A 20,460-nucleotide genomic window follows, 5' to 3' on the forward strand; every position below is an offset into this window, starting at 1 on the left:
TGAGGTTCGGCACGCGGCAGATGTTACTCATTGTGTTCGAGTAATTACGGAGAATCATCAAGTTCTGTGGATGGACAGGAGAACGGAGCTGCGGTGTTAGCAGGACGAGATGATCGGCAACTAACGTGATCCGCCGTTCGTCGGGATAAATGCAGGTATCCCGTGACCATGGAGGAGACCGTGTACCCCCCACCGCAGCAGAAGCGCCGCCGCAGCGTGGCTCCGTTCGTCATCGCGGTCGTCTTCGCGGGCGCGCTCATCGTCGGGCTGAAGCTGCTGTTCGGCGGGGCCTCAGACGGCGGCGGGAACGCCGTCGACGACAAGGGCGGGAACGCGACCAGACGCGCCTGCGGCGACGGCGGGATCACGCTGACCATCGCCGCCTCCAGCGAGAAGGCCGAACTGCTGCGCACCATGGCCAACGACTACAACGGCCACAAGGTGGACGGGCAGTGCGTGGACGTGGTCGTGAACTCCAAGGCGTCAGGCGGGGCGATGCAGGCCCTGGCGCGCGGCTGGGACGAGCGGCAGGACGGCCCGAAGCCGGATGTCTGGACGCCGGCGAGCACCGGCTGGGTCACCCTCCTGAGGCAGCGCGTCGAGGGCGGCGACCAGGCGTCGCCGGTGTCCGCGGACAACCCGACGATCGCCACGTCTCCGCTGGTCATCGCGATGCCCAAGCCGATGGCCCAGGCGCTCGGCTGGCCGTCCAAGAAGATCGGCTGGTCGGACGTCCTGGACCTCGCCAACGACCCCAAGGGCTGGGCGAAGTACGACCACCCGGAGTGGGGAAAGTTCCGCCTCGGCAAGACGAACCCGAACTTCTCCACTTCCGGCCTCAACGCGACCATCGGAGCGTACTTCGCGGCAACCGGGCTGTCGGGCGACCTGACGGAACGGGACGTCGCCGCGGCGAGGGCGCGTGACTTCGTCGGGGGGGTCGAGCGGTCCATCGTCCACTATGGCGACACGACTCTGACCTTCCTGTCCAACCTCCAGCACGCCGACGACTCGGGGACGGCCATGTCGTACATCTCCGCCGTGACGGTGGAGGAGAAGTCGGTGTGGGACTACAACCAGGGCAACCCGACGGGCGATCCCAAGACGCTCGGCGACCACGCCAAGCCGAAGGTCCCGCTGGTGGCGATCTACCCCAAGGAGGGCACGCTCTTCTCCGACCACCCGTACGCCGTGCTGTCCTGGACGGACGGCGCGAAGAAGGCCGCGGCGGCCGACTTCCTGAAGTACCTGCGGGAGCCCGAGCGGCAGCGGGAGTTCGAGAAGTACGCCTTCCGGTCGTACGACAGCAAGCCGGGCGACCTCATCACGACCGCCAACGGCCTCGACCCCAAGCAGCCGGCGACCACGCTCAGCACCCCGACTCCGCAGGTGCTGGACCGGATCCTCAAGAGCTGGGCCGAACTGCGCAAGCCCGCCAACGTGCTGATGGTGATGGACGTCTCCGGCTCGATGGGCGCCGACGTCCCCGGCACCGGCAAGACCAAGCTCGACCTCGCCAAGCAGGCCGCGATCAACGCGCTGCCGCAGTTCGGGCCGAACGACCGCGTCGGCCTGTGGATGTTCAGCCTCAAGCAGGACGGCGACAAGGACTACCGCGAGCTCGTCCCCCTGGGCAAGGGCAACCAGTCGCGGCTCAAGAGCCGCATCAACGGCCTGATCCCCAACGGCGGCACGGGGTTGTACGACACAGCCCTCGCGTCGTACCGGTACGTGCTGCGGCACCAGGACGGCGACGCGATCAACGCGGTCGTGCTCCTGACGGACGGCAAGAACGAGGACAACAACTCCATCTCGCTCGAGAACCTGCTGCCCGACCTGCGCAAGGAGGCCGGGCAGGACACCGTGCGGATGTTCACCATCGCCTACGGCGGCGACGCCGACCTCGACGTCCTGCGGCGCATCTCGCAGACCACGGACGCGGCGGCCTACGATTCGCGCAAGCCGGGAAGCATCGACGAGGTGTTCACCGCCGTCATCTCCAACTTCTGATCGACCCCACCGTCCGACCTGGGAGCCCCCTTGTCCCGCTTCACCGAGGAACTTCGCGACCCCTGGGCGCTGCTGCTGGGCGCCACCGCCGTGGGCGCGGCCTGGGCGGTCGGCGTCCCTCCGGCGGGGCTGCCCGTCGCCGGGGTCGCGGTCTGGCTCATCAAGGCGTTCGCCTCCGCGTGGCAGTCCACCGGAGGCGAGAGCCGTACGGAACCGCAGGCCCCGCCGGTCGCGAAGGGCAGCGCGGAGGAGGCGTGGCTGCGGCGCGCGGAGCGGGCCGCCGCGTCGTTCGCCGACCTGACCGCCTCGATGCGCGGGCAGCTCCTGCTCGACCGGATCGCGGCGATGCGCCCGCAGGTGGACGACACCGTCGGCACGCTGCGCCGGCTGGCCGGGCACGCCTCCGTCACCGGCTCGGCGCTGGCCCGCTTCGACCCCCGGTTCCTTGAGCAGGAGCGCGTACGGCTTGCCCAGGCGCGGCAGACGGCCCGGCAGGAGGTCGCGGGCGAGCTCGACCGGTCGATCGCCGCCCTGGACGCGCAGCGCGAGGTGTACGACAGGTTGTCGGGCGCGCGGGAGCGGGTGCTGGCCCGGCTGCAGTCGGGCGCCATCAGCCTGGAGGGCCTGGTCGCGCGGGCCGTCGAGATCTCCACCATGACGGCGACCTCCGACGGCGAGGGCGGCGGCGCCCAGGCACTCGACGAGCTGACCTCGGAACTCGAACTGACCCGGCAGAGCCTGCACGAGGTCGAGGAGGCCACCCGGCACGACATCGGCCCCTGACGACCCCTCGCTCAGCCGGAGGAGGCAGTCACCGCGTGCCACAGGGCGGCCGTGTCCACGGCACCCACCTGCCAGGTGCGGGAACGCAGCGTGCCCCGGTTCCGGTACTCGCGCATGATCTCGACATGCGTGCGCAGCCGTACGAACTCCCGCAGATCGCTCTCCCTGCGCCACACCGAGAGCGAACCGGCCCGGCGGCCGGGGAGGTCCGTCCACAGCCACATGCCGACCGCGCCGGGCAGCGACGGCCACAGGCGGCTCAGCGCCAGCCCGCGCCGCGCGATGCCGGGCAGGTCGAGCATCCGGTCCATCCGGAAGTCCGTCAGCGCGGCCACCAGCGGTCCCGGCCGCTCCGCGGCGGGCCCGGCGATCCAGCGCGTCCTCAGCACGGCGCCGCCTCCGGAAGCACCGCGGGCGCCGTGAGCGCCGGGAGCATCAGGGGCGCGGCGGCGTCGCGGATCTCGTCGCTGAACGGTGTCGGCCGGAACGTGGCCGGATCCAGGTTGACGTTGACGCGGTAGCCCTCGGCGTGCACGGTGGCGCGGTCCGCGGACAGCACGCGAAAGCCGTACGCCCCGCTGGTGCGTCCCATCCGCTCCAGCCAGAAGTGCACCAGTTGCTCGCCCGGCTCCGCGATGGGCGCGTGGTAGGTCACCTTGAACTCGCGTACGACCATGAGCACGTCCCTGAACGCCGACCTGGCGGGGTCGGCCGCCCAGCCGAGCCGGTGCCAGTACGCGCCGATCGCCCGCTCGACGAGCACGGCGTAGCGCGAGTTGTGCAGCAGCCCCATCGCGTCGAGGTCGTCGAAATGCACCTGGACGGTCTCGTAGACGCCACCTGCGGTCATGTCAGTCCTCCGGGAGAAGTGCGGGGTGGGGGCAGAGCGCACGCAGGCGCTGCAGCACGGCACGGCGGGCATGGACGAGGGCCTGCGCCCCGTCGTGCAGCCGGGAATGGACGATCACCATCTCGCCGAGCGCGTCGATCTCGTAGGCCATCTGGGCCGGATCGACGCCGTCGGCCAGTTCGCCCAGCGTCACCGCCTCCGCGACCAGCCGGCGGATGAGACCCTGCCACTCGCGCATGGCCCGCGAGAGCCGGTCGCGGACGGCTCCGGGACGGTCGTCGAACTCGGCCTGCACGGCGAAGAAGAAGCACCCGCCGGGCAGCACGCCGTCACCGTAGAAAGCCAGCCGCGCCTCGTGCAGCGCGAAAAGGCGCCGTACGCCCGCGGGAGCGCGCAGAGCCGGCCCCACCACCTGTTCGGTCCACTGCCGGACGGCCCACTCCACGGCGTCGAGCTGTAGTTGCTCCTTGTCGCGCCAGTGGGCGAAGAGCCCGGATTTGCTGACGCCGGTCGCCGTCGCCAGCCGCCCCAGGGAGAGCCCGTCGAGCCCTTCGACGGAGGACAGCTCCACCGCCTGCCGGAGGATCGTCTCGCGGCTGCGCAACCCGCGTAGCCGCCGGCCGTCTTGTGTCACTCGTGCAAACTATATGAACGACCGGTCGGTCGTCTAATCGCCCCCATCTGATCGGCTCGTCTGATCGGCTGAGGCGAGGAGGCGGGCGAGTTCGGCCGGGCCCGCGTTGCCGCCCGTGCAGACCACGGCCACCCTGCGCCCGGCGAACTCCTCGCGCCGGGCCAGCAGCCCGGCGAGCGCCGCGGCCCCCGCTCCCTCGGCCAGGGTGTGGGCCTCGGTGAGCAGCAGGCGCTGGGCCCGCAGGATGTCGTCGTCGTCCACCAGCACGAAGTCGGCCAGGCCGTCCCGCATCACGGCCTGCGGGAGCGCGAACGCGGAACCGGTGGCGAGCCCCTCCACGACGGTCTTTATGGGCCGGGTCACCGGTTCCCGCAACCGCCAGGAGTCGTACGCGGCCGGAGCCTGGGCCGACTGGACGGCGATCACCCGGCAGCCCGGTGCGAGCGCGGCGGCGGCGAGGCACGCGGCGGCGGCCCCGCTGCCGCTGCCCACGGGCACGAACACCGCCTCCAGGTCCGGCCGGGCGGTGAACAGCTCGACGTAGAGCGTGCCCACCCCGGCCAGGATGTCCGGCTCGTCGGCCGGGCTGATCAGCCTGCGTCCCGTACGCTGGGCGAGGTCGCGTGCGTACTCGGCGGCCTCCACCATCGTCGCGCCCCGGACCTCGACGGTCGCCCCGAGCGCCTCGACCGCCGTGACCTTGGCGGGGTTCGGGTTCTCCGGCATGAGGACGGCGCACGGCACGTCGTACAGGCGGGATGCGTACGCGACGGACTGGGCGTGGTTGCCGGTCGAGTACGTGACGACCCCGCGACCGCGGTCCGCCATGCGGGCCAGCAACGTGATGCCGCCGCGCACCTTGAACGCCCCCGTGGGCTGGACGTTCTCGTGCTTCACGTGGACCTCGGCGCCGACCGCCGCGTCGAGCACGGGATAGGACCACATGGGAGTCTCGGGCAGGTGCGGAGCGATAAGCCGCCGGGCGTCCAGGATGTCGCGGATGTCGGTCATGGCCTCCAGCCTGGCCGCCGACGGGACAATAGGTCCAACTGAAGTTTCGACGCGAAGCCATAGACGGGATCGATGAATGCCGCTCGACGTCGTACGACTGCGAGTCCTCGTGGCCGTGGCCAGGACCGGCACGGTGACCGCCGCGGCGCGAGAGCTGCACTACTCGCAGCCCTCGGTGAGCCACCACCTCGCCCGGCTGGAGGCGGAGACGGGCGCGAAGCTGGTGCAGCGGGTGGGGCGCGGCATCCGCCTCACCGAGGCGGGCCGCCTGCTCGCCGAACGGGGCGCGGAGATCCTCGGCCGTCTCGACGCGGCGTCCGCGGAGCTCGCCGCGCACGTCGGGCTGCGGGCCGGACGCGTGCGGCTGGCCGCGTTCCCCTCGGCCCTCGGCACGTTCGTCCCGTCCGCCGCCGCGCGGCTCGCGCAGGACCATCCGGGGCTGGACCTGCGGCTGATGGAGGCCGAGCCGCCCGAGGCGCTGCGCCTGCTGCGGGCCGGCCGGGTGGACGTCGCCGTGGTCTTCCGATACGGCGAGACCGCTCCCGAGGACGACGGCATCCGCCTGGCCCACCTGCTCGACGACCCGAGTTTCCTCGTCACCCCCGCGGCGTACGGCGGCGCGGGGGACCTGGCGGCGTACGCGGACGGGCCGTGGATCGCGGGGTGCGAGCGGTGCCGTGCGCACCTGCTCGCGCTGTGCGCCGAGGCGGGCTTCGAGCCGCGCGTCTCGTTCACCACCGACGACTACGTGGCCATGCAGGCCATGGTCGCGGCCGGGCTGGGCGTGGCGATCCTCCCCCGGCTGGCGCTGTCGGCCCACCGCGACCCGGACGTGCGGGTGTCCGAGCTGCCGGGATCGAACCGCGGGGTCTACGCCGCGACGTACGGCGAGCCACCCGACCCGCCCGCCGTCGCCGCCCTGGTCGCCGCTCTCCTCCCCCGTACGGATGCGTGATATGTCTGCGACAGCGGCGTTGATCCACTAGAAATTGGACATGCAGAAAATGTCGCTGTTCGCATCCACATCCGCGGATCAGGGAGGTTTGAGCAGGAGGAACTTCCTCCAGATGGGCGCCATCACGGTGCCCGCCCTCGCATTCGGTTCGAGGATGCTCCCCGCGCCCGTCGTGGAGACCACCGGGGTGGCGCCCGCCTCGCTCGCCGGGTTCGACACGATGATGAAGACCTTCGTCAAGGAGCGAGGGATCACCTGCGGGCAGCTCGCCATATCCAAGGCCGGCAGGCTGGTGTTCGCCAGGGGCTACCGATACTCCGACGGCAGCCATGCCGTTCCGGCCGTGTCGCCCACGTCGCTGTTCCGCATCGCGAGCCTGAGCAAGCACATCACCGCCATCGCGATCATGCGGCTCGCCCAGGAGGGCAAGCTCAGCCTGACCGCCTCGGCCGCGCAACTCCTCGGCCTGTCCACCTCGGCCGACCCACGGCTGGCCAAGGTAACGGTCTGGCGGCTGTTGCAGCACACCGGCGGCTGGGACCGGGACGTCTCCGGCGACTACCTGCACATGGACCGCACCATCGCCAAGGCGCTCGGCGTGCCGCTGCCGATCACCCAGGACCACATCGTCAAGTACGCGAACGCCCGGCCGCTCGACTTCGCCCCCGGCACGCAGTTCGCCTACAGCAACTACGGCTACCTGCTGCTGGGCCGGATCATCGAGAAGGTCTCCGGGATGGGCTACGAGGCCTACGTCCGGCAGAAGGTCATGGCGCCCCTCGGCATCACCCGCCCTCGGCTGGGCCGTACGCTCCAGTCGCAGGCCGCCTCCGGCGAGGTGATCTACGAGTCGCGCTTCACCGGCCAGACCGTCCTGGACCAGTCCGGCCAGGTCCTGCCCGCGCCGTACGGCGGGGGGTTCGGCATGGCCTGCCAGGGCCCCAACGGGGGCTGGATCGCCTCCGCGGTCGACCTGGTGCGCCTGGCGAAGGTGCTCGACGCGCCGAACGCGGTGCTCAACTCGACCTCCATCGGCAGGATGCTCGCCAAGCCCGAGATCGGCGTGAACCAGTACGGCTCCTGGTATGGCGCCGGCCTGTGGGTGCGCCAGGTGACGGGACACGTCAACACCTGGCACGACGGCTCGCAGCCCGGCACCTACACCTACATGGCGCGCCTGCAGAACGGCGTCACCTACGCCGCCCTGTTCAACCGGCGGGAGGAGACCGGGTCCCCCGACTTCGACGTGCTCGCCGACCTGTTCAACGCCCAGATCGGGAAGGTGCGCCTCTGGCCCACCAACGACCTCAGCTCACGCTACTTCTGACGTGGTTCAGGTGGGACTCGGCGCGGGCGACGGCGTGGCGACGTCGTTGTCCAGTTCCCTGGCGGTCCACAGGGCGACACCGCTGCCCGGCAGCTGACTGATCCGGGACTGGAACGTGGCGGTGCCGTCCGTCGCGTCGTCGTCCTCCTCCGCGAAGACGATGAGGGACTGCCAGGTGCTCCATCTGTCCGCGGGGAAGAGCAGCCGGGGGCCGATGGACAGGTCCGAGTCGCCGAGCAGCCGCTCGCTGTCGACCGTCACCCAGCCGTACGACGGCCTCTGGCTGAGCCGCACGTAGATGAGCGCCGAGCCTCCTTCGGGCACGACGACCTCCGCGGGCGAGACGATGACGCTCGGCGTAGCGCTCACGGACGGGGTGGGAGTGGGGGTGGACAGCAGGCGGACCACGCGAGCCGATCCGCGGGGCGCGGCGTCGGCCGCGCCCGGGACGAGCCCGGTCACCGCGGACGCCGTGGCCACGACGGCCGCGAGGAGGGCCGAGCGACGTAACCGGCCGTGGGGGAATCGCATCGGGCACCTCCATGGCGAGCTGACCAGACCGCCTCGGGCCGGCTGCCGCTGATCGCCGGCGATGGTCCCAGCGTCGGGTCTGCTTCGCGACCTGTACAGGAACCGCCCCCACGGCGGCGGCCCGCGACGCGGGCGTGCGACCGGCGGCCCGCGGTCTACCGGCGGTCTACCTGGGGGAAACTCCGCCCGACATGGCCTGCCCAGCCGGTGACGACCGGTGAAAGATTCAGCCGGCTTGGCGGAATTCGGCAGCCTGGGGGCCTTCGGCGCAGGCGGCGGCCAGTTCGTCCAACGACAGGCCCAGCGCGGCGGCGAGCGCCGCGACGGTGAAGAAGGCCGGGGTCGGCGCGCGGCCCGTCTCGATCTTGCGCAGCGTCTCGGCCGACAGCCCGGCCGCCGCGGCGACCTCGACCATGCTGCGCTCGCCGCGCGCCTGCCGGAGCAGGACGCCGAACCGCTCCCCCCGCTGCCGTTCCTCGGGGGTCAGGGGCACTCTCACCATGACCGTGATACTAATACCGGTATAGTTATTGGCGCCACCCCGGGAGGGCATGTCATGGTGGAAATCAAGACCGACGCCGCGCTGGACGCGATGCGGGAGGCGGGGCGCGTGGTGGCCCGCGCCCTCGACGCCGTACGGCGGGCCGCGGCCGTGGGGGTGCGGCTCACCGACCTGGACGAGGCGGCTCGGGCGGTGCTGCGTGAGGCGAAGGCGCGCTCGCCGTTCCTCGGCTACCGGCCGCCCTTCGCGCCGACCCCGTTCCCCGCCGTGGTCTGCCTGTCCGTCAACGACGCCATCGTGCACGGCATCCCGACGGACTACCGGCTGCGTGACGGGGACGTCGTCGGCGCCGACTGCGGCGCCGAACTGGACGGCTGGACGGCCGACGCGGCCGTCACCTTCGTCGTCGGCACCCCCCGCCCCGGCGACGTGGACCTCATCGAGACCACCCGCCGCGCCCTGGACGCCGGGATCGCCGCCGCGACCGTGGGCCACCGCATCGGGGACATCTCGGCGGCGATCGGCGCGATCGCCCAGAAGGCCGGATACGGCATGCCGAGGGACTTCGGCGGCCACGGCATCGGCCGCCGCATGCACGAGGACCCGTCGGTGCCGAACCACGGCCGGCCCGGCCGGGGCTATCCCCTGCGGCACGGTCTCGCTCTGGCCATCGAGCCGATGTTCATCGCCGGAGGCCGGGACGGTTACCACACGGCTGCCGACGGCTGGACGCTGCACACCACGGACGGCAGCCGGGCCGCCCACATGGAGCACACCATCGCGGTCACCGAGGACGGCCCCCGCGTGCTGACCCTGCTCTAAATAGGAGTGCCCCGGCGGCCGGTCGCCCGTACCATCCGAGCCATGCCGACTCTGCCTACGCTCGCCCTGTTCGCGACCGCCACGCTGGCGCTGCTCCTGGTTCCGGGACCCGCCGTGCTCTACATCGTCACCCGCAGCGTGGCCCAGGGCCGTACGGCGGGGCTGGTGTCGGTCCTCGGCGTCCACGCCGGATCGCTGGTGCACATCGCCGCCGCGGCGTTCGGGATCACCGCGCTGCTCGCCGCCTCGGCCACGGCGTTCGCCGTCGTGAAGTACCTGGGCGCGGCCTACCTCGTCTACCTCGGGATCCGCAAGCTCGTGCGGCGGCCCGAGGTGGAGGCCGCCGAGGTCAAGGTGGCCTCGCCCCGCAGGCTGTTCGGCGAGGGGTTCGTGGTCAACGTGCTGAACCCGAAGACGGCCATGTTCTTCCTCGCGTTCCTTCCGCAGTTCATCGATCCTGCACGCGGTCCCGTGGCGCCGCAGGTGCTCCTGCTCGGGGCCGTGTGGGTCGCGCTCGGCATGGCCAGCGACGGCACGTACGCCCTGCTGGCGTCGGTCCTGGCCGGGCGGCTGCGTTCCTCGGCGCGGGCCCGGCGGCGGCTCGACCGGGGCAGCGGCGTCGTCTACCTCGGCCTCGGCGCTGTGGCCGCGCTCGCGACCGAGGGCGCCAAGAAGCTCTGACGGCTACCCGGGACATTTGTACTGCCGCAAACGGGATCGCTGAATCTGCCCGGCTCCTCCGGCTTTCGAGACGCTTGATGCGCACACCGAGACGCACCGGAGGAGCCGATGACCGAGACCCTGACCACCCCGGTGAGAGCCGAGCAGCCCCGGCGGGGCAACCTCGGCAAGACGCTCATGCCGCTGGCGCTCGACGTCGCCATGCCGATGGCGTGCTACTACCTCCTGCACGGCGCGTTCGGCATGAGCGAGGTCGCCGCGCTGGCCGTGAGCGGCGTGATCCCGGCCGTCCGGGTGGTCGCCGGGATCGTCAGGGACCGCACCCTGAACGGGCTCGCCGGGCTGACGCTGGCGGTGAACGTGGCGGGCATCGCGCTGAGCTTCGTCACCGGCGACGCCCGCATGATGATCGCCAAGGACTCCGGTCTCAGCGGCGTGATCAGCCTGTTCATGATGCTCTCGGCGTTCACCGCGCGCCCGGTGATGACCCCGGGCATGCGCGCGTTCATCACCCGGGGGAACGCGGTGCGGGAGGCCGCGTGGGACCGGCTCGCGGAGCGGTCGGCCCGGTTCCGCCGGGCCGAGCGGAGGTTCAGCGGCATCTGGGGCGGTGTGCTGCTGGCCGAGTGCGTGGCCCGGCTGATCGGCGCGTTCACCCTGCCGGTGTCCACCATGGTCTGGCTGTCCAACGTGATGCTGATCGCCGCAATCGTGCTGGGGCTCGTGCTCGCCGGCGCGTTCGCCTCCGGGCCGATCATGATGATGGTCAACATCGAGGTGAAGGAAGCGCGATGAGAGGCAGAGGCATCAACTACGACACCGGTTTCCTCCCGGGCGGGCACATCAGCCGGGAGACGTTCGACCCGGAGACGGTCCGCGCGGAGATGCGGGTCATCGCCGATGAGCTGCACTGCACCGCGGTCCGCATCACCGGCGGGCACCCCGAACGGCTCAGCGTCGCCGCGCGGCACGCCGCCGACGCGGGGCTGGAGGTGTGGTTCGCGCCCTTCCCCTGCGAGATGACGACGCGGGAACTCGCGCCGTACTTCGCGGAATGCGCCGAGCGGGCCGAGGAGGTGCGGCGCGACGGCGCGGAGGTGGTGCTCGTGACCGGGTGCGAGCTGAGCTTCTTCTGCGCCGGTTTCCTGCCCGGGGAGACCTTCTTCGACCGCATGGCCGCGCTCGGCGCGGGGGATCCCGAGCTGTACGCCCGGTTCGCCGAGATCCCCGCGCGGCTGAACCCCTTCCTGGCGGAGACCGCCGAGGCCGCCCGCACGGTCTTCGGCGGACGGGTGACGTACGCCTCGGGCGACTGGGAGGACGTCGACTGGAGCCCGTTCGACATCGTCGCGGTGGACGCCTACCGCGACGAGCGCAACGCCGCGACCTACCGCGAGGAGCTGCGCTCCCGCTTCCGGTTCGGCAAGCCGGTGGCGGTCACCGAGTTCGGCACGTGCGCCTACACAGGGGCAGGCGCACGCGGCGGCATGGCGTGGGCCATCGTGGACTACACCGTGAGTCCGCCCCGGCTGAACGGCGACTACCGCCGCGACGAGGGTGAGCAGGTCCGCTACCTGCGCGAACTGCTCACCGTGTTCGAGGAGGAGGGGGTGGACAGCGCCTTCTGGTTCACCTTCGCCGGCTACAACACGACCTACGACCCGGACCCGCGCGGCGACCTCGACATGTCCTCCTACGGGGTGGTCCGGCTGCTGAAGGCGGGCGGCAGGGAGCCGAAGGAGGTCTTCCACGCCCTCGCCTCCGCCTACTCCGGCTGACCCGCCCCGGCGGCCACCTGGCCGGCCCACCGGTAGTCGGCCTTGCCCGCCGGGGAGCGGAGGATCTCCTCCACGAACGCGTAGGTCCGCGGCACCTTGTAGCCCGACAACCGGGTGCGGCAGTGGGCGTCGAGCTGCTGCGCCGTCGGCGTGGTCCCGTCGTACGGCTGGACGACGGCCGCGACCCGCGTGCCCCAGCGCTCGTCGGGGATGCCGGTGACCACGGCGTCGAACACGGCGGGATGTCCCTTGAGCACCGCCTCGACCTCCTCGGGAAAGACCTTCTCCCCGCCGGTGTTGATGCACTGGGAGCCGCGGCCGAGGATGCGGATCGTCCCGTCCTCCTCGACCATGGCGAGATCGCCGGTGAGCAGCCACCGGACGCCGTGGGCGTCGGTCACGAAGGTGCGGGCGGTCTTGTCCGGGTCGTTGTGGTAGCCGGACGCGATCCGGCCGGTCCTGGCCACCGTGCCGATCCGCTCCGAGCCCGGCTCGACCGGGGTCAGCGTCTCGTCCAGCACGGCCACCGAGGCGTTGGCGTTGGGCCGGTAGCGCAGGCCCGACTCGGGCGACGACCCGTCGACGGCGGAGGCGGTGTATCCGGACTCGGTCGAGCCGAAGTTGTCGAGGATCATCCTGCCGGGCAGGAGCTCCTCCAGACGGGCGCGTACGGCGCCGCTGAGGATCGCCCCGGTCGAGCTGAGCGCGAACAGCGACGACAGGTCGTAGGAGCCGGCGGCGATCTCGTCGGCGAGCGGGCGGGCCATCGCGTCGCCGGTGACGTTCAGGCTGACGACCTTCTCCCGCTCGATCGCACGGAGCACGGCGGCCGCCTCGAACCTGCGGACGTACACCATCGTGCCGCCCATCCACCAGGCGATGTAGGTGCCCACCTGCGCGGCGCCGTGCATCAGCGGCGCCGCCGTCATCATGACCACCGGGGACGCCGCGCCGCGCGCCTGCTCGATCACCGCCTCGGGCGTCTTCAGCGGCTCGCCGTACGGGTTGCCGCCGCCGAAGGCGTAGAACAGGTCCTCCGACCGCCACATCACGCCCTTGGGCATGCCGGTAGTGCCGCCGGTGTAGATGACGTACACGTCGTCGCCCGACCTGACGGGGAAGTCCCGGCCATCGGGCTGCCCCGCCACCGCCTCCTCGTACGGCACCGCGCCCGGCACGGCGGTGGGGCCGCCGACGGCGACGAGGTGGCGCAGCCCGGGGACCTCGGGCGCGGTGGCCGCGACCCGGTCGTCGAACTCCACGTCGAACAGCAGGGCCTCCATGCCGGAGTCCCGGTAGATGTAGAGCAGCTCCGACTCGACGTACCGGTAGTTGACGTTGACCGGCACGGCCCGCAGCTTCAGCGTCGCCAGCAGGGCCGCGACGTACTCCGCGCCGTTGTAGAGCTGCATGCCCACGTGCGTGCCGCGTCCGACCCCGTGCGCGGCCAGGTGGTGGGCGAGCCGGTTGGCGCGGGCGTCGAGCTCGGCGTACGTCAGGCGGTCGTCGCCGCAGACCACCGCCACACGGTCCCCGATGGCGTCGGCGAGCCCCTCGAAAAGATCGGCGTGGTTGAACTCCATCCGGCGGACCTCCCGCTCGTCAGGGCCTGAGCTAACTCACGGTCTGCTGCTTCCCACGATCCACATGGAGAAGAACTGGGCGCCTCCGCCGTAGGCGTGGCCGAGCGCGAGGCGTGCCCCCTCGACCTGGTGCTCCCCCGCCATGCCCCGCACCTGGAGCGCCGCCTCGGCGAAGCGGATGAGACCGGAGGCTCCGATCGGGTTGGACGACAGCACGCCGCCGGAGGCGTTCCACGGGGTGTCGCCGTCGAGGGCCGTGCATCCGGCCTCGGTGAGCTTCCAGCCCTCCCCCTCGGTGGCGAATCCGAGGTTCTCCAGCCACATCGGCTCATACCAGGAGAACGGGACGTACACCTCGGCGACGTCGATCTCCCGGCGCGGGTCGGTGATCCCGGCCTGGCGATAGACGTCGGCGGCGCAGTCGCGGCCGGCCTGCGGGCTGACGACGTCGCGGCCCGCCAGCATGATGGGCTCCGAGCGCATCGCCGTGCCGTGGATCCAGGCGGGCGTGCCGGTCACCTTGTCCTCGGCGGCCAGCACCATCGCGCAGGCGCCGTCCGACGACGGGCACGTCTCCAGATAGCGGATCGGCTCCCACAGCATCGGGGTCGACTCGACCATCTCCCGGTTGATCCCGGGGATGCGCAGGTGGGCGTACGGGTTCTTCAGCGCGTTCAGCCGGTCCTTGACCGCGACCAGCGTGCCGATGTGGTCCGGCGCACCCGACCTGCGCATGTACTCCCTGATGTGCGGCGCGAAGTAGCCGCCCGCCCCCACGACCAGGGATGCGTTGAAGGGCAGGTGCGTGGACAGGGCCCAGGTGGCGTTCGACTCCGACTGCTTCTCGAAGGCGACCACCAGCACCCGCCCGTGCACGCCGCCCTGCACCAGCGAGGCGCCGACCAGCGCGGTCGAGCCGCCGACCGAGCCCGCCGTGTGCACGCGCATCACCGGCTTGCCGGCCGCGCCGAGCGCGTCTGCGAGGTACGCCTCCGGCATCATCACGCCCTCGAACAGGTCGGGGGCCTTGCCGATGACGACCGCGTCGATGTCGGCGAACGTCAGCCCGGCGTCCTCCAGGGCTCGCAGGGCGGCCTCGCGGACCAGCCCGGCGAGCGACACGTCCCGCCGTCTGGTCTGGTAGCGGGTCTGGCCCACGCCGATGACGGCACAGCGGTTTCCCACGGCGACTCCCTACGCGGACGTTTCGAGCACGGCGACGAGGTTCTGCTGCAGGCACGGGCCGGAGGTGGCGTGCGCCACCGTGCGGTCCGCCGAGCCGTCGAGGATCCGCCGGGCCGCCTCGCCCACGCGGATCAGACCGGTGGCCATGACCGGGTTGGCCGCGAGCGGCCCGCCCGACGGGTTGACCACGACGTCCCCTGACAGGCCGAGCGCCTCGCGCAGGATCGGCTCCTCGTGGCTGAACTGGGTGTGCAGCTCCGCCACGTCGACCGGGCCCTTGCCCACCCCGGCCGCCCGGCCCGCATCCGCGGTGGACGCCGACCGGGACAGGTCGCGCATGCCCAGGTAGTGGGGCTCGGCGCGGTGCGCGATGCCGGTGATCCAGGCGGGCCGCCCGGCCAGCTCGCGGGCGCGGTCCCCGGCGGCCAGCACCACGGCCGCCGCCCCGTCCGTGACCGGCGCGACGTCGTACGGCCGCAGCGGCTCGACCTCGTATTCGCCGCCTGACGGATCCGGCAGGTCGAGGGCGTAGGGGTTGGCCCGGCCGTCCGTCCGGCTGCGCCGTACGATCTCGTCCAGCGCCGCTCTGTCCGCTCCTCGGGCGGCGGCCTGCAGCGCGGCGTACGACACCTGGTCGAGCCCGAGCGGCGCCAGATAGTACGGGTCGAGCTGGAGCGTCATGATCTCCCGGATGTCCGACATCGACGACTTGCCGAAGCCGTAGACCAGGGCGGTGTCGATGTCGCCGTGCTGGAGCCGCACCCACGCCTCGTACAGCGCGAAGGCGCCGTCCATCTCGACGTGGCTCTCGCTGATCGGCGGCCAGGCGCCGACCGCGTCGAGCGCCGAGACGAACGAGAACGGCGCGCCGGCCAGATAGTCGCACGAGCCGGAACAGGTGAAGCCGAACCTCTTCAGCCCGGTCGCCCGCTTGACCTCGTCGATGACCGGCAGCAGCAGCTCCGGCTCGGCCAGCCCGGTGTCGTGGCCGGTGTGGACGGTCTGCGCGAAGGCGACGACCGCGACGTCCCGCATCAGGCACCACCTCCGCTTTCGTCGAGGTCGGCGTCCGGCTCCCCGGTCGGCTCGAACCACTTCACGTTGGTCATCGACAGCGTCCGCTCCTCGGGCGGCACCCACACGGCGCGCACCCGCATGCCCTGCCGCACCTCGTGCGCCGGCACCCCGCCGACCAGCGCGATCATCGGGGTGTCCGCGCCGTCCAGCAGCACGTACGCGGAGACGAACGGCACCTCGGGGGCCCGGGGGTCGGGCAGGTTGTTGATCGCGAAGGTGGTCACCGTTCCGGTGTCGGCGACCTCCACCTCCTCCTCGACGATCGAGCCGCACGCGGGGCACGACTCGCGATAGGGCACGTAGACGGCGGCGCACTCGGCGCACCGGCCGCCGACGAACCTCCCGTCGCGCACACCCTCCAGGAACCGGGTGAGCGCACGGCCCGGCGTGACGCGATACTCGGCCCGCACCGGCGCGACCAGCGAGGTGACCTCCGGCAGGAAGCACTCGATGTCGGTGATGTGCCCGGCGGTGGCGGCCCGCCAGCGCGGGCGCACCCGCAGCCCCGGCCGCAGCGCCTTCGGGCTCCCGGCGTCCACCGCGTGGACGAGGGCGGTGTCGGCGCCGTCGAGCCTGATCAGCGCCCAGGCGAACGGCCGGTCGAGCGGGTGGCCGGGGCGCGGGGAGTCGACCCAGGCCCACGCCTGGACGGTCCCGGCCGGACCGACCTCCACGTACTCCTCGGTGACCGGCTCTCCGGTGTCCGGGTCGTACTCCAGCGGCGGCACCAGCACCCGTCCCCCGGCCGTACGGACCCCGACGAGCCGGCGGTCGCGCAGTTCGGTGAGGAACCGCCCGATGACGGGCCCGGTGGTCCGGGTGTAGCCGCCGGGGAACTCCAGGACGTGCGTCGCGACCAGGGGTTTCGATTCCTCAAATGGCACGGTCCCTGCCTTCCCAGTAGGGGGCGCGGAGCTTGCGCTTGAGCAGCTTGCCGTTCGGCTCGCGGGGCATCTGGTCGATGAAGTCGATCGAGCTCGGCCACTTCATCCGGGCCAGACGGCCCTCCAGCGAGCGGAGGATCTCCTCGGCCAGTTCTGGGCCGGGCACCGCGCCTGGCGCGGCCTCGACGACGGCCTTGATGCGCTCGCCCCACTCGTCGTCGGGGATGCCGAACACCGCCACGTCGGCGACCTTGGGGTGGACGAGCAGCTCGTTCTCGATCTCGGCCGGGTAGATGTTGGCCCCACCCGAGATGATCATGTCGGCCTTGCGGTCGCAGAGGAACAGGAAGCCGTCCTCGTCCAGGTAGCCGATGTCCCCGACGGTGAAGTAGGCAGTGTCTCCACCGACCCCCCTTCGGGCACCCACCCCCACCGCCAGCCGGTTGGCCGCGGTCTTCTCCGGGTCGCCCTTGTACTCGAAGGAGATGCCCATCTTCATGTAGACGGTGCCGGGCGTGCCCGCGGGCACCGGTGCGAGCTCGTCGTCCACGATCAGCAGCTCGCTGCCCGGCCAGGCCTTTCCGACCGTGCCCGGCCGCTTCTTCCAGTCCTCGGGGGTGGCGATCGTGCCGCCGCCCTCGGTGGCGGCGTAGTACTCGTAGATCACGTCGCCCCACCACTCCAGCATCTGCCACTTGACCGGCACCGGGCAGGGCGCGGCGGCGTGGATCATCCACCGCAGCGACGACAGATCGTAGGAGCGCCGCGTCTCCTCGGGCAGCGACAGCAGCCGTTTGAAGTGCGTCGGCACCATGTGGGAGTTCGTCACGCGGTGGCGCTCGCACAGGCGCAGGGTCTCCTCGGCGTCCCACTTGTCCATGAAGACGAGCGTGTGCCCCATGTGCAGCGCCGTACCGGCGAACTGGGTGACCGCCGTGTGGTAGCTCGGCGAGGTGACCAGGTGGGCGTTCGGCCGGCCCGGCGTCACGCCGAACAGCCGCAACAACCCCGTCATCAGCTCCGCGGAGTCGTCGGGGTCGAGGCCGGTGAGCGCGCGGCGCACACCCTTCGGCCTGCCAGTGGTGCCCGAGGTGTAGTGCATGGTGGCCCCGGCCGTACGGTCGGGGGGCAGGGTGTCCGGCCTGCCGTCGGTCAGCTCGGCCGCCGGCCGGAAGCCCTCGACCTCGCCATAGGAGAAGCACCGGTCGGCGGCGATTCCCGCCTCCTGCGCGCCCCTGACGGCCTCCTCGGCGTACCGCTCGCCGGCGAAGAACGCGGCGGCCTCGCTGTCGGCGATGATGTAGCCGATCTCGGGCCCGGTGAGGTGCCAGTTGACCGGCGTGTAGTACCACCCCGCCTGCAGGGCGGCGAGGTAGAGCACGAGGCCGTCCGCGCCGTTGGGCAGCAGGCCGCAGATGCCGTCCCCGGGCCGCAGGCCCAGCTCACGCAGCCCGTGCACCATGCGGTTGGCCCGGGCGAGCAGTTCGCCCGCGGGGTGCTGCGTTCCGTCGGGATCGACCGCGGCGATCCACGCCGGGTCGGCTTGCGCCAGCCTCCAGAAACCGAGTGAGCCCATATGCCAGCTCCCTTTATGACTGTGTTTCCCGCTCACCATCCGGGCGCCAGCGGCGTGAGCGGCCCCGAAGTGAAGCACGCCGGTACGACGCTGACAAGACCTGGCAATGCGGAGCGACTCAGACGAGAATCGGTTCTAGTTCTTGCGGGCAGACTAACCCCGCGCGCCATGTCTAACAAGCGCTTGATCGAATCGATTGCACCACCCAGCTGGAGGACACCTGTGGAGCTCCTGGCCATCAGCACCCCGCACTGCCGGATCGAGCGCGACGGTCACGTGGTGATCGTCACGATGGACCGGCCCGAGGCCAGGAACGCGCTCTCACAGGACATGCTGGTGGGGCTCGCCGAGGCATGGCAGTACATCTCGGACGAGCCGGAGGTGCGGGTCGGCATCCTCACCGGCGCGGGAGGCACGTTCTGCGCCGGGGCCGACCTCAAGGCCATGGGCACACCGTCCGAGGACGAGCGGGTGCGCCGCCGGGCCGCCGAGATCCCCGACTACCACTGGAAGGGCCTGCTGCGCGATCCCGAGGCGCTGCCCGCCAAGCCCATCGTGTGCGCGGTCGAGGGGTACGCCGTGGCGGGCGGCACCGAACTGCTCGTCGGCACCGACCTGCGCGTCGCCGGCGAGAGCGCCACGCTCGGGCTGTTCGAGGCCCGGCGGGCGCTGTTCCCGATGGGCGGCAGCGCCGTACGGCTGCCGCGCCAGATCCCGTACGCGTTCGCCATGGACGTGCTGCTCACCGGCCGGGCGATCACGGCGGCCGAGGCGCTCGCGATGGGCATGGTCAACCGGGTCGTGCCGGACGGCCAGGCACTCGCGGCCGCCCGCGAGATCGCCGACCAGGTGGCCGCCTGCGGGCCGCTGGCCGTACAGGCGATCCTGCGCGCCTACCGCGAGACGCTGGGCATGCCGGAGGCAGAGGCCTTCAAGGTCTCCGACGCGATCGGCTGGCCCGTCATCGGCTCAGAGGACGCGAAGGAGGGCTCTCGCGCCTTCCGCGACAAGCGCCCGCCTGTGTATCAGGGCCGATAGCCGGTCAGGGGCGGGCCTGGACCATGGCGTGGGTCCCGGTGGTACGCCAGGGGCGGCCGGCCGCGTCCAGTTCCGCCAGCGTCCGCTCCGGCACGCCCACGAGCGCGTCCGACTTCAGCGTGCGCAGCGCGACGACCGGCCCGGGGAAGTAGGCGGTGACGGCGGCGAACGGCGTGGTCGCCGGCCACATCCGGTCGCCGACGAGCCGCCGGTAGTTCAGGTCGCCCTTCATGACGGTCAGGGAGGCCGACGCGAGCTCCTCCCGCAGGTCGTCCGGCATCTCCGCGTAGGGCAGCGGAGCGCAGGCGAAGGGATGCGCCCGCAGCGTGAGACGTCCTTCCTCCATCGCGTCCCAGAGGCGGGCGCCCGCCTCTCCGGCCCGGCCGGGCGCCGCGGCGAGCCGCCGCAGGCACGCGAGCACGTCGGCAGGGGTGGCGTCGGACACGAAGTACGGGAAGGGCTTGACGTGGAGGACGACCTCGCCCGCGAGCCCGCAGGCGAGGAGGTGGTCGGCCAGCACGAGATCGGGCAGCAGTTCACGCCCCGCGTTGTCGGCGACCAGGCAGATCCTTCCCGGCGCGGCGGCCTCGAGAAGCGACCACAGCAGCGGGCGGTCGTCCACCACCAGGTCCGTCGCCCTCTCGTGGTCGCCCTTGAGGGTGACGCCGAAGGACAGGTCCGCGCGGTTGCCCCAGAGCGAGCCGAGCAGCAGCGCATCGGCCCGCTCGGCCGGGGAGAGCGTCGCCGTCTCGTCGAGCGCCGCCAGCTCCCCGTCCACGACCGGGCCGTCGAGTTCGGCCTGCTTCATGGGGCCGAAGGGATCGACCCCGCGCCACGGACCGTCGCCGAAATATCCGGTGGCCTCCAGCAACTTCCGGTAGAAGTAGCTCTCACCCCACAGAAACGGCACGTCGACATAGCGGCGGCCGATCTTGCCGCGTCCCCACTCGGCCCAGGCGGCGCCGTCGTGCGCCGACGGCTCCAGCGGCTCCATGACGTCGCGCACGACCTCGTCGAGCAGCCGGTCGAGCGCGCGCCGCCGGTCAGGCGTGTACGGCAGCGCCCGCGCGACCTGGCGGACGAGGACGGGATGCCGTTCTCTGAAGACGCTCAGGGCGTAGGAGCCGGGGACGTTCCCCATGATGGGCGGGGCGTCCGCCACGGTCTCGTCGCGGGCACCACTCATCCCCGGCATCCTCCCTCGGCTCGCACGACTGCACCGCCAGTAAATCG

The 20,460-nt window shown here is 71.8% G+C and carries 21 protein-coding genes; 9 read left to right on the forward strand and 12 right to left on the reverse strand.

Translation table 11 applies throughout. The annotated features are described in order from the left end of the window. The first annotated feature begins 168 nt into the window (after positions 1-168). Together ACQEVJ_RS36545 and ACQEVJ_RS36550 are read left to right on the forward strand one after the other, a co-directional pair. Positions 169-2,010, forward strand: a complete 1,842-nt coding sequence (locus tag ACQEVJ_RS36545; protein ID WP_433109186.1) for a substrate-binding and VWA domain-containing protein — start codon at positions 169-171, stop codon at positions 2,008-2,010. Between the two features lie 30 nt (positions 2,011-2,040). After that, positions 2,041-2,793, forward strand: a complete 753-nt coding sequence (locus tag ACQEVJ_RS36550; RefSeq protein WP_433109188.1) for a hypothetical protein — start codon at positions 2,041-2,043, stop codon at positions 2,791-2,793. 11 nt (positions 2,794-2,804) lie between these two features. Here the strand turns inward: ACQEVJ_RS36550 and ACQEVJ_RS36555 are convergent, their stop codons facing one another. The 4 genes from ACQEVJ_RS36555 to ACQEVJ_RS36570 are packed head-to-tail and all read right to left on the reverse strand — an operon-like array spanning position 2,805 to position 5,288. Beyond that, on the reverse strand, positions 2,805-3,182 hold the full coding sequence (locus tag ACQEVJ_RS36555; protein ID WP_433109190.1) for a hypothetical protein: 378 nt from the start codon (positions 3,180-3,182) through the stop codon (positions 2,805-2,807). Then, on the reverse strand, positions 3,176-3,643 hold the full coding sequence (locus ACQEVJ_RS36560; protein WP_433109192.1) for an acyl-CoA thioesterase: 468 nt from the start codon (positions 3,641-3,643) through the stop codon (positions 3,176-3,178). Before ACQEVJ_RS36560 ends, ACQEVJ_RS36555 begins: the two co-directional genes overlap by 7 nt. 1 nt (position 3,644) lies before the next feature. Next, entirely contained in the window at positions 3,645-4,277 is a 633-nt protein-coding gene (locus ACQEVJ_RS36565) for a TetR/AcrR family transcriptional regulator (protein ID WP_433109194.1), read from the reverse strand. A 33-nt stretch (positions 4,278-4,310) separates the two neighbouring features. Then, the gene (locus tag ACQEVJ_RS36570) at positions 4,311-5,288 is read right to left on the reverse strand and encodes a threonine ammonia-lyase (protein ID WP_433109196.1); all 978 of its coding nucleotides are present in this window, start codon (positions 5,286-5,288) and stop codon (positions 4,311-4,313) included. 76 nt (positions 5,289-5,364) lie between these two features. On the opposite strand from ACQEVJ_RS36570, the gene ACQEVJ_RS36575 reads away from it, so the two are divergent. Together ACQEVJ_RS36575 and ACQEVJ_RS36580 are read left to right on the forward strand one after the other, a co-directional pair. Continuing rightward, a complete protein-coding gene (locus ACQEVJ_RS36575; RefSeq protein WP_433109198.1) occupies positions 5,365-6,243 on the forward strand; it encodes a LysR family transcriptional regulator in 879 nt (292 codons plus the stop codon). Between the two features lie 88 nt (positions 6,244-6,331). Further along, positions 6,332-7,570 carry a serine hydrolase domain-containing protein gene (locus tag ACQEVJ_RS36580; protein ID WP_433109200.1) on the forward strand — a complete coding sequence of 413 codons (1,239 nt, stop codon included), beginning with the start codon at positions 6,332-6,334 and terminating at the stop codon, positions 7,568-7,570. Positions 7,571-7,576: 6 nt separating this feature from the next. On the opposite strand, the gene ACQEVJ_RS36585 is transcribed toward ACQEVJ_RS36580, so the two are convergent. Both ACQEVJ_RS36585 and ACQEVJ_RS36590 read right to left on the reverse strand, forming a co-directional pair. Next, positions 7,577-8,101: a hypothetical protein gene (locus tag ACQEVJ_RS36585; protein WP_433109202.1), complete on the reverse strand. Its 525-nt coding sequence runs from the start codon at positions 8,099-8,101 to the stop codon at positions 7,577-7,579. 226 nt (positions 8,102-8,327) lie between these two features. Next, on the reverse strand, positions 8,328-8,603 hold the full coding sequence (locus ACQEVJ_RS36590; RefSeq protein ID WP_142562592.1) for a helix-turn-helix domain-containing protein: 276 nt from the start codon (positions 8,601-8,603) through the stop codon (positions 8,328-8,330). A gap of 54 nt (positions 8,604-8,657) precedes the next feature. On the opposite strand from ACQEVJ_RS36590, the gene map reads away from it, so the two are divergent. The 4 genes from map to ACQEVJ_RS36610 all read left to right on the forward strand — a co-directional run bounded on the left by map (position 8,658) and on the right by ACQEVJ_RS36610 (position 11,884). Continuing rightward, positions 8,658-9,425 (forward strand): type I methionyl aminopeptidase, encoded by a 768-nt coding sequence (gene map, locus ACQEVJ_RS36595; protein WP_433109205.1) that lies wholly within the window; start codon positions 8,658-8,660, stop codon positions 9,423-9,425. Positions 9,426-9,467: 42 nt separating this feature from the next. Further along, a complete protein-coding gene (locus ACQEVJ_RS36600) occupies positions 9,468-10,106 on the forward strand; it encodes a LysE family translocator (RefSeq protein ID WP_433109207.1) in 639 nt (212 codons plus the stop codon). Between the two features lie 108 nt (positions 10,107-10,214). Then, a complete protein-coding gene (locus tag ACQEVJ_RS36605; protein WP_433109209.1) occupies positions 10,215-10,901 on the forward strand; it encodes a VC0807 family protein in 687 nt (228 codons plus the stop codon). Beyond that, the gene (locus ACQEVJ_RS36610) at positions 10,898-11,884 is read left to right on the forward strand and encodes a hypothetical protein (RefSeq protein WP_433109211.1); all 987 of its coding nucleotides are present in this window, start codon (positions 10,898-10,900) and stop codon (positions 11,882-11,884) included. The genes ACQEVJ_RS36605 and ACQEVJ_RS36610 overlap by 4 nt, the downstream gene beginning before the upstream one ends. Here ACQEVJ_RS36610 and ACQEVJ_RS36615 read toward each other — a convergent pair. Genes ACQEVJ_RS36615 through ACQEVJ_RS36635 form a run of 5 tightly spaced genes read right to left on the reverse strand, consistent with a single transcriptional unit; the run spans position 11,872 to position 18,189 of the window. Further along, complete coding sequence (locus ACQEVJ_RS36615) at positions 11,872-13,467, reverse strand: acyl-CoA synthetase (RefSeq protein ID WP_433109213.1); 1,596 nt, start codon at positions 13,465-13,467, stop codon at positions 11,872-11,874. The two genes, ACQEVJ_RS36610 and ACQEVJ_RS36615, sit on opposite strands and share 13 nt — an antisense overlap. Positions 13,468-13,503: 36 nt before the next feature. Then, positions 13,504-14,652, reverse strand: a complete 1,149-nt coding sequence (locus tag ACQEVJ_RS36620) for a thiolase domain-containing protein (RefSeq protein WP_433109215.1) — start codon at positions 14,650-14,652, stop codon at positions 13,504-13,506. A gap of 9 nt (positions 14,653-14,661) precedes the next feature. Next, positions 14,662-15,687 (reverse strand): thiolase domain-containing protein, encoded by a 1,026-nt coding sequence (locus tag ACQEVJ_RS36625; protein ID WP_433109217.1) that lies wholly within the window; start codon positions 15,685-15,687, stop codon positions 14,662-14,664. Further along, positions 15,687-16,613 (reverse strand): Zn-ribbon domain-containing OB-fold protein, encoded by a 927-nt coding sequence (locus tag ACQEVJ_RS36630; RefSeq protein ID WP_433109219.1) that lies wholly within the window; start codon positions 16,611-16,613, stop codon positions 15,687-15,689. The genes ACQEVJ_RS36625 and ACQEVJ_RS36630 overlap by 1 nt, the downstream gene beginning before the upstream one ends. Then, positions 16,603-18,189 carry an acyl-CoA synthetase gene (locus tag ACQEVJ_RS36635; protein WP_433109221.1) on the reverse strand — a complete coding sequence of 529 codons (1,587 nt, stop codon included), beginning with the start codon at positions 18,187-18,189 and terminating at the stop codon, positions 16,603-16,605. The genes ACQEVJ_RS36630 and ACQEVJ_RS36635 overlap by 11 nt, the downstream gene beginning before the upstream one ends. Before the next feature lie 222 nt (positions 18,190-18,411). Between ACQEVJ_RS36635 and ACQEVJ_RS36640 the strand changes: the two genes are divergently transcribed. Then, positions 18,412-19,227: a crotonase/enoyl-CoA hydratase family protein gene (locus ACQEVJ_RS36640; protein WP_433109223.1), complete on the forward strand. Its 816-nt coding sequence runs from the start codon at positions 18,412-18,414 to the stop codon at positions 19,225-19,227. Positions 19,228-19,231: 4 nt separating this feature from the next. On the opposite strand, the gene ACQEVJ_RS36645 is transcribed toward ACQEVJ_RS36640, so the two are convergent. After that, entirely contained in the window at positions 19,232-20,413 is a 1,182-nt protein-coding gene (locus ACQEVJ_RS36645; RefSeq protein WP_433109225.1) for a damage-control phosphatase ARMT1 family protein, read from the reverse strand. Between the last annotated feature and the right edge of the window lie 47 nt (positions 20,414-20,460).

The sequence above is a fragment of the Microbispora sp. CA-102843 genome, from assembly GCF_050936215.1.
Classification (GTDB): domain Bacteria; phylum Actinomycetota; class Actinomycetes; order Streptosporangiales; family Streptosporangiaceae; genus Microbispora.

What these genes read in the sequence shown, in the direction of transcription:
- ACQEVJ_RS36645 (WP_433109225.1), bottom strand. Translation starts at nt 20,413, where the DNA reads ATGAGTGGTGCCCGCGACGAGACCGTGGCGGACGCCCCGCCCATCATG.
- map (WP_433109205.1), top strand. Translation starts at nt 8,658, where the DNA reads ATGGTGGAAATCAAGACCGACGCCGCGCTGGACGCGATGCGGGAGGCG.
- ACQEVJ_RS36545 (WP_433109186.1), top strand. Translation starts at nt 169, where the DNA reads ATGGAGGAGACCGTGTACCCCCCACCGCAGCAGAAGCGCCGCCGCAGC.
- ACQEVJ_RS36605 (WP_433109209.1), top strand. Translation starts at nt 10,215, where the DNA reads ATGACCGAGACCCTGACCACCCCGGTGAGAGCCGAGCAGCCCCGGCGG.
- ACQEVJ_RS36590 (WP_142562592.1), bottom strand. Translation starts at nt 8,603, where the DNA reads ATGGTGAGAGTGCCCCTGACCCCCGAGGAACGGCAGCGGGGGGAGCGG.
- ACQEVJ_RS36570 (WP_433109196.1), bottom strand. Translation starts at nt 5,288, where the DNA reads ATGACCGACATCCGCGACATCCTGGACGCCCGGCGGCTTATCGCTCCG.
- ACQEVJ_RS36610 (WP_433109211.1), top strand. Translation starts at nt 10,898, where the DNA reads ATGAGAGGCAGAGGCATCAACTACGACACCGGTTTCCTCCCGGGCGGG.
- ACQEVJ_RS36635 (WP_433109221.1), bottom strand. Translation starts at nt 18,189, where the DNA reads ATGGGCTCACTCGGTTTCTGGAGGCTGGCGCAAGCCGACCCGGCGTGG.
- ACQEVJ_RS36615 (WP_433109213.1), bottom strand. Translation starts at nt 13,467, where the DNA reads ATGGAGTTCAACCACGCCGATCTTTTCGAGGGGCTCGCCGACGCCATC.
- ACQEVJ_RS36575 (WP_433109198.1), top strand. Translation starts at nt 5,365, where the DNA reads ATGCCGCTCGACGTCGTACGACTGCGAGTCCTCGTGGCCGTGGCCAGG.
- ACQEVJ_RS36560 (WP_433109192.1), bottom strand. Translation starts at nt 3,643, where the DNA reads ATGACCGCAGGTGGCGTCTACGAGACCGTCCAGGTGCATTTCGACGAC.
- ACQEVJ_RS36625 (WP_433109217.1), bottom strand. Translation starts at nt 15,687, where the DNA reads ATGCGGGACGTCGCGGTCGTCGCCTTCGCGCAGACCGTCCACACCGGC.
- ACQEVJ_RS36585 (WP_433109202.1), bottom strand. Translation starts at nt 8,101, where the DNA reads ATGCGATTCCCCCACGGCCGGTTACGTCGCTCGGCCCTCCTCGCGGCC.
- ACQEVJ_RS36600 (WP_433109207.1), top strand. Translation starts at nt 9,468, where the DNA reads ATGCCGACTCTGCCTACGCTCGCCCTGTTCGCGACCGCCACGCTGGCG.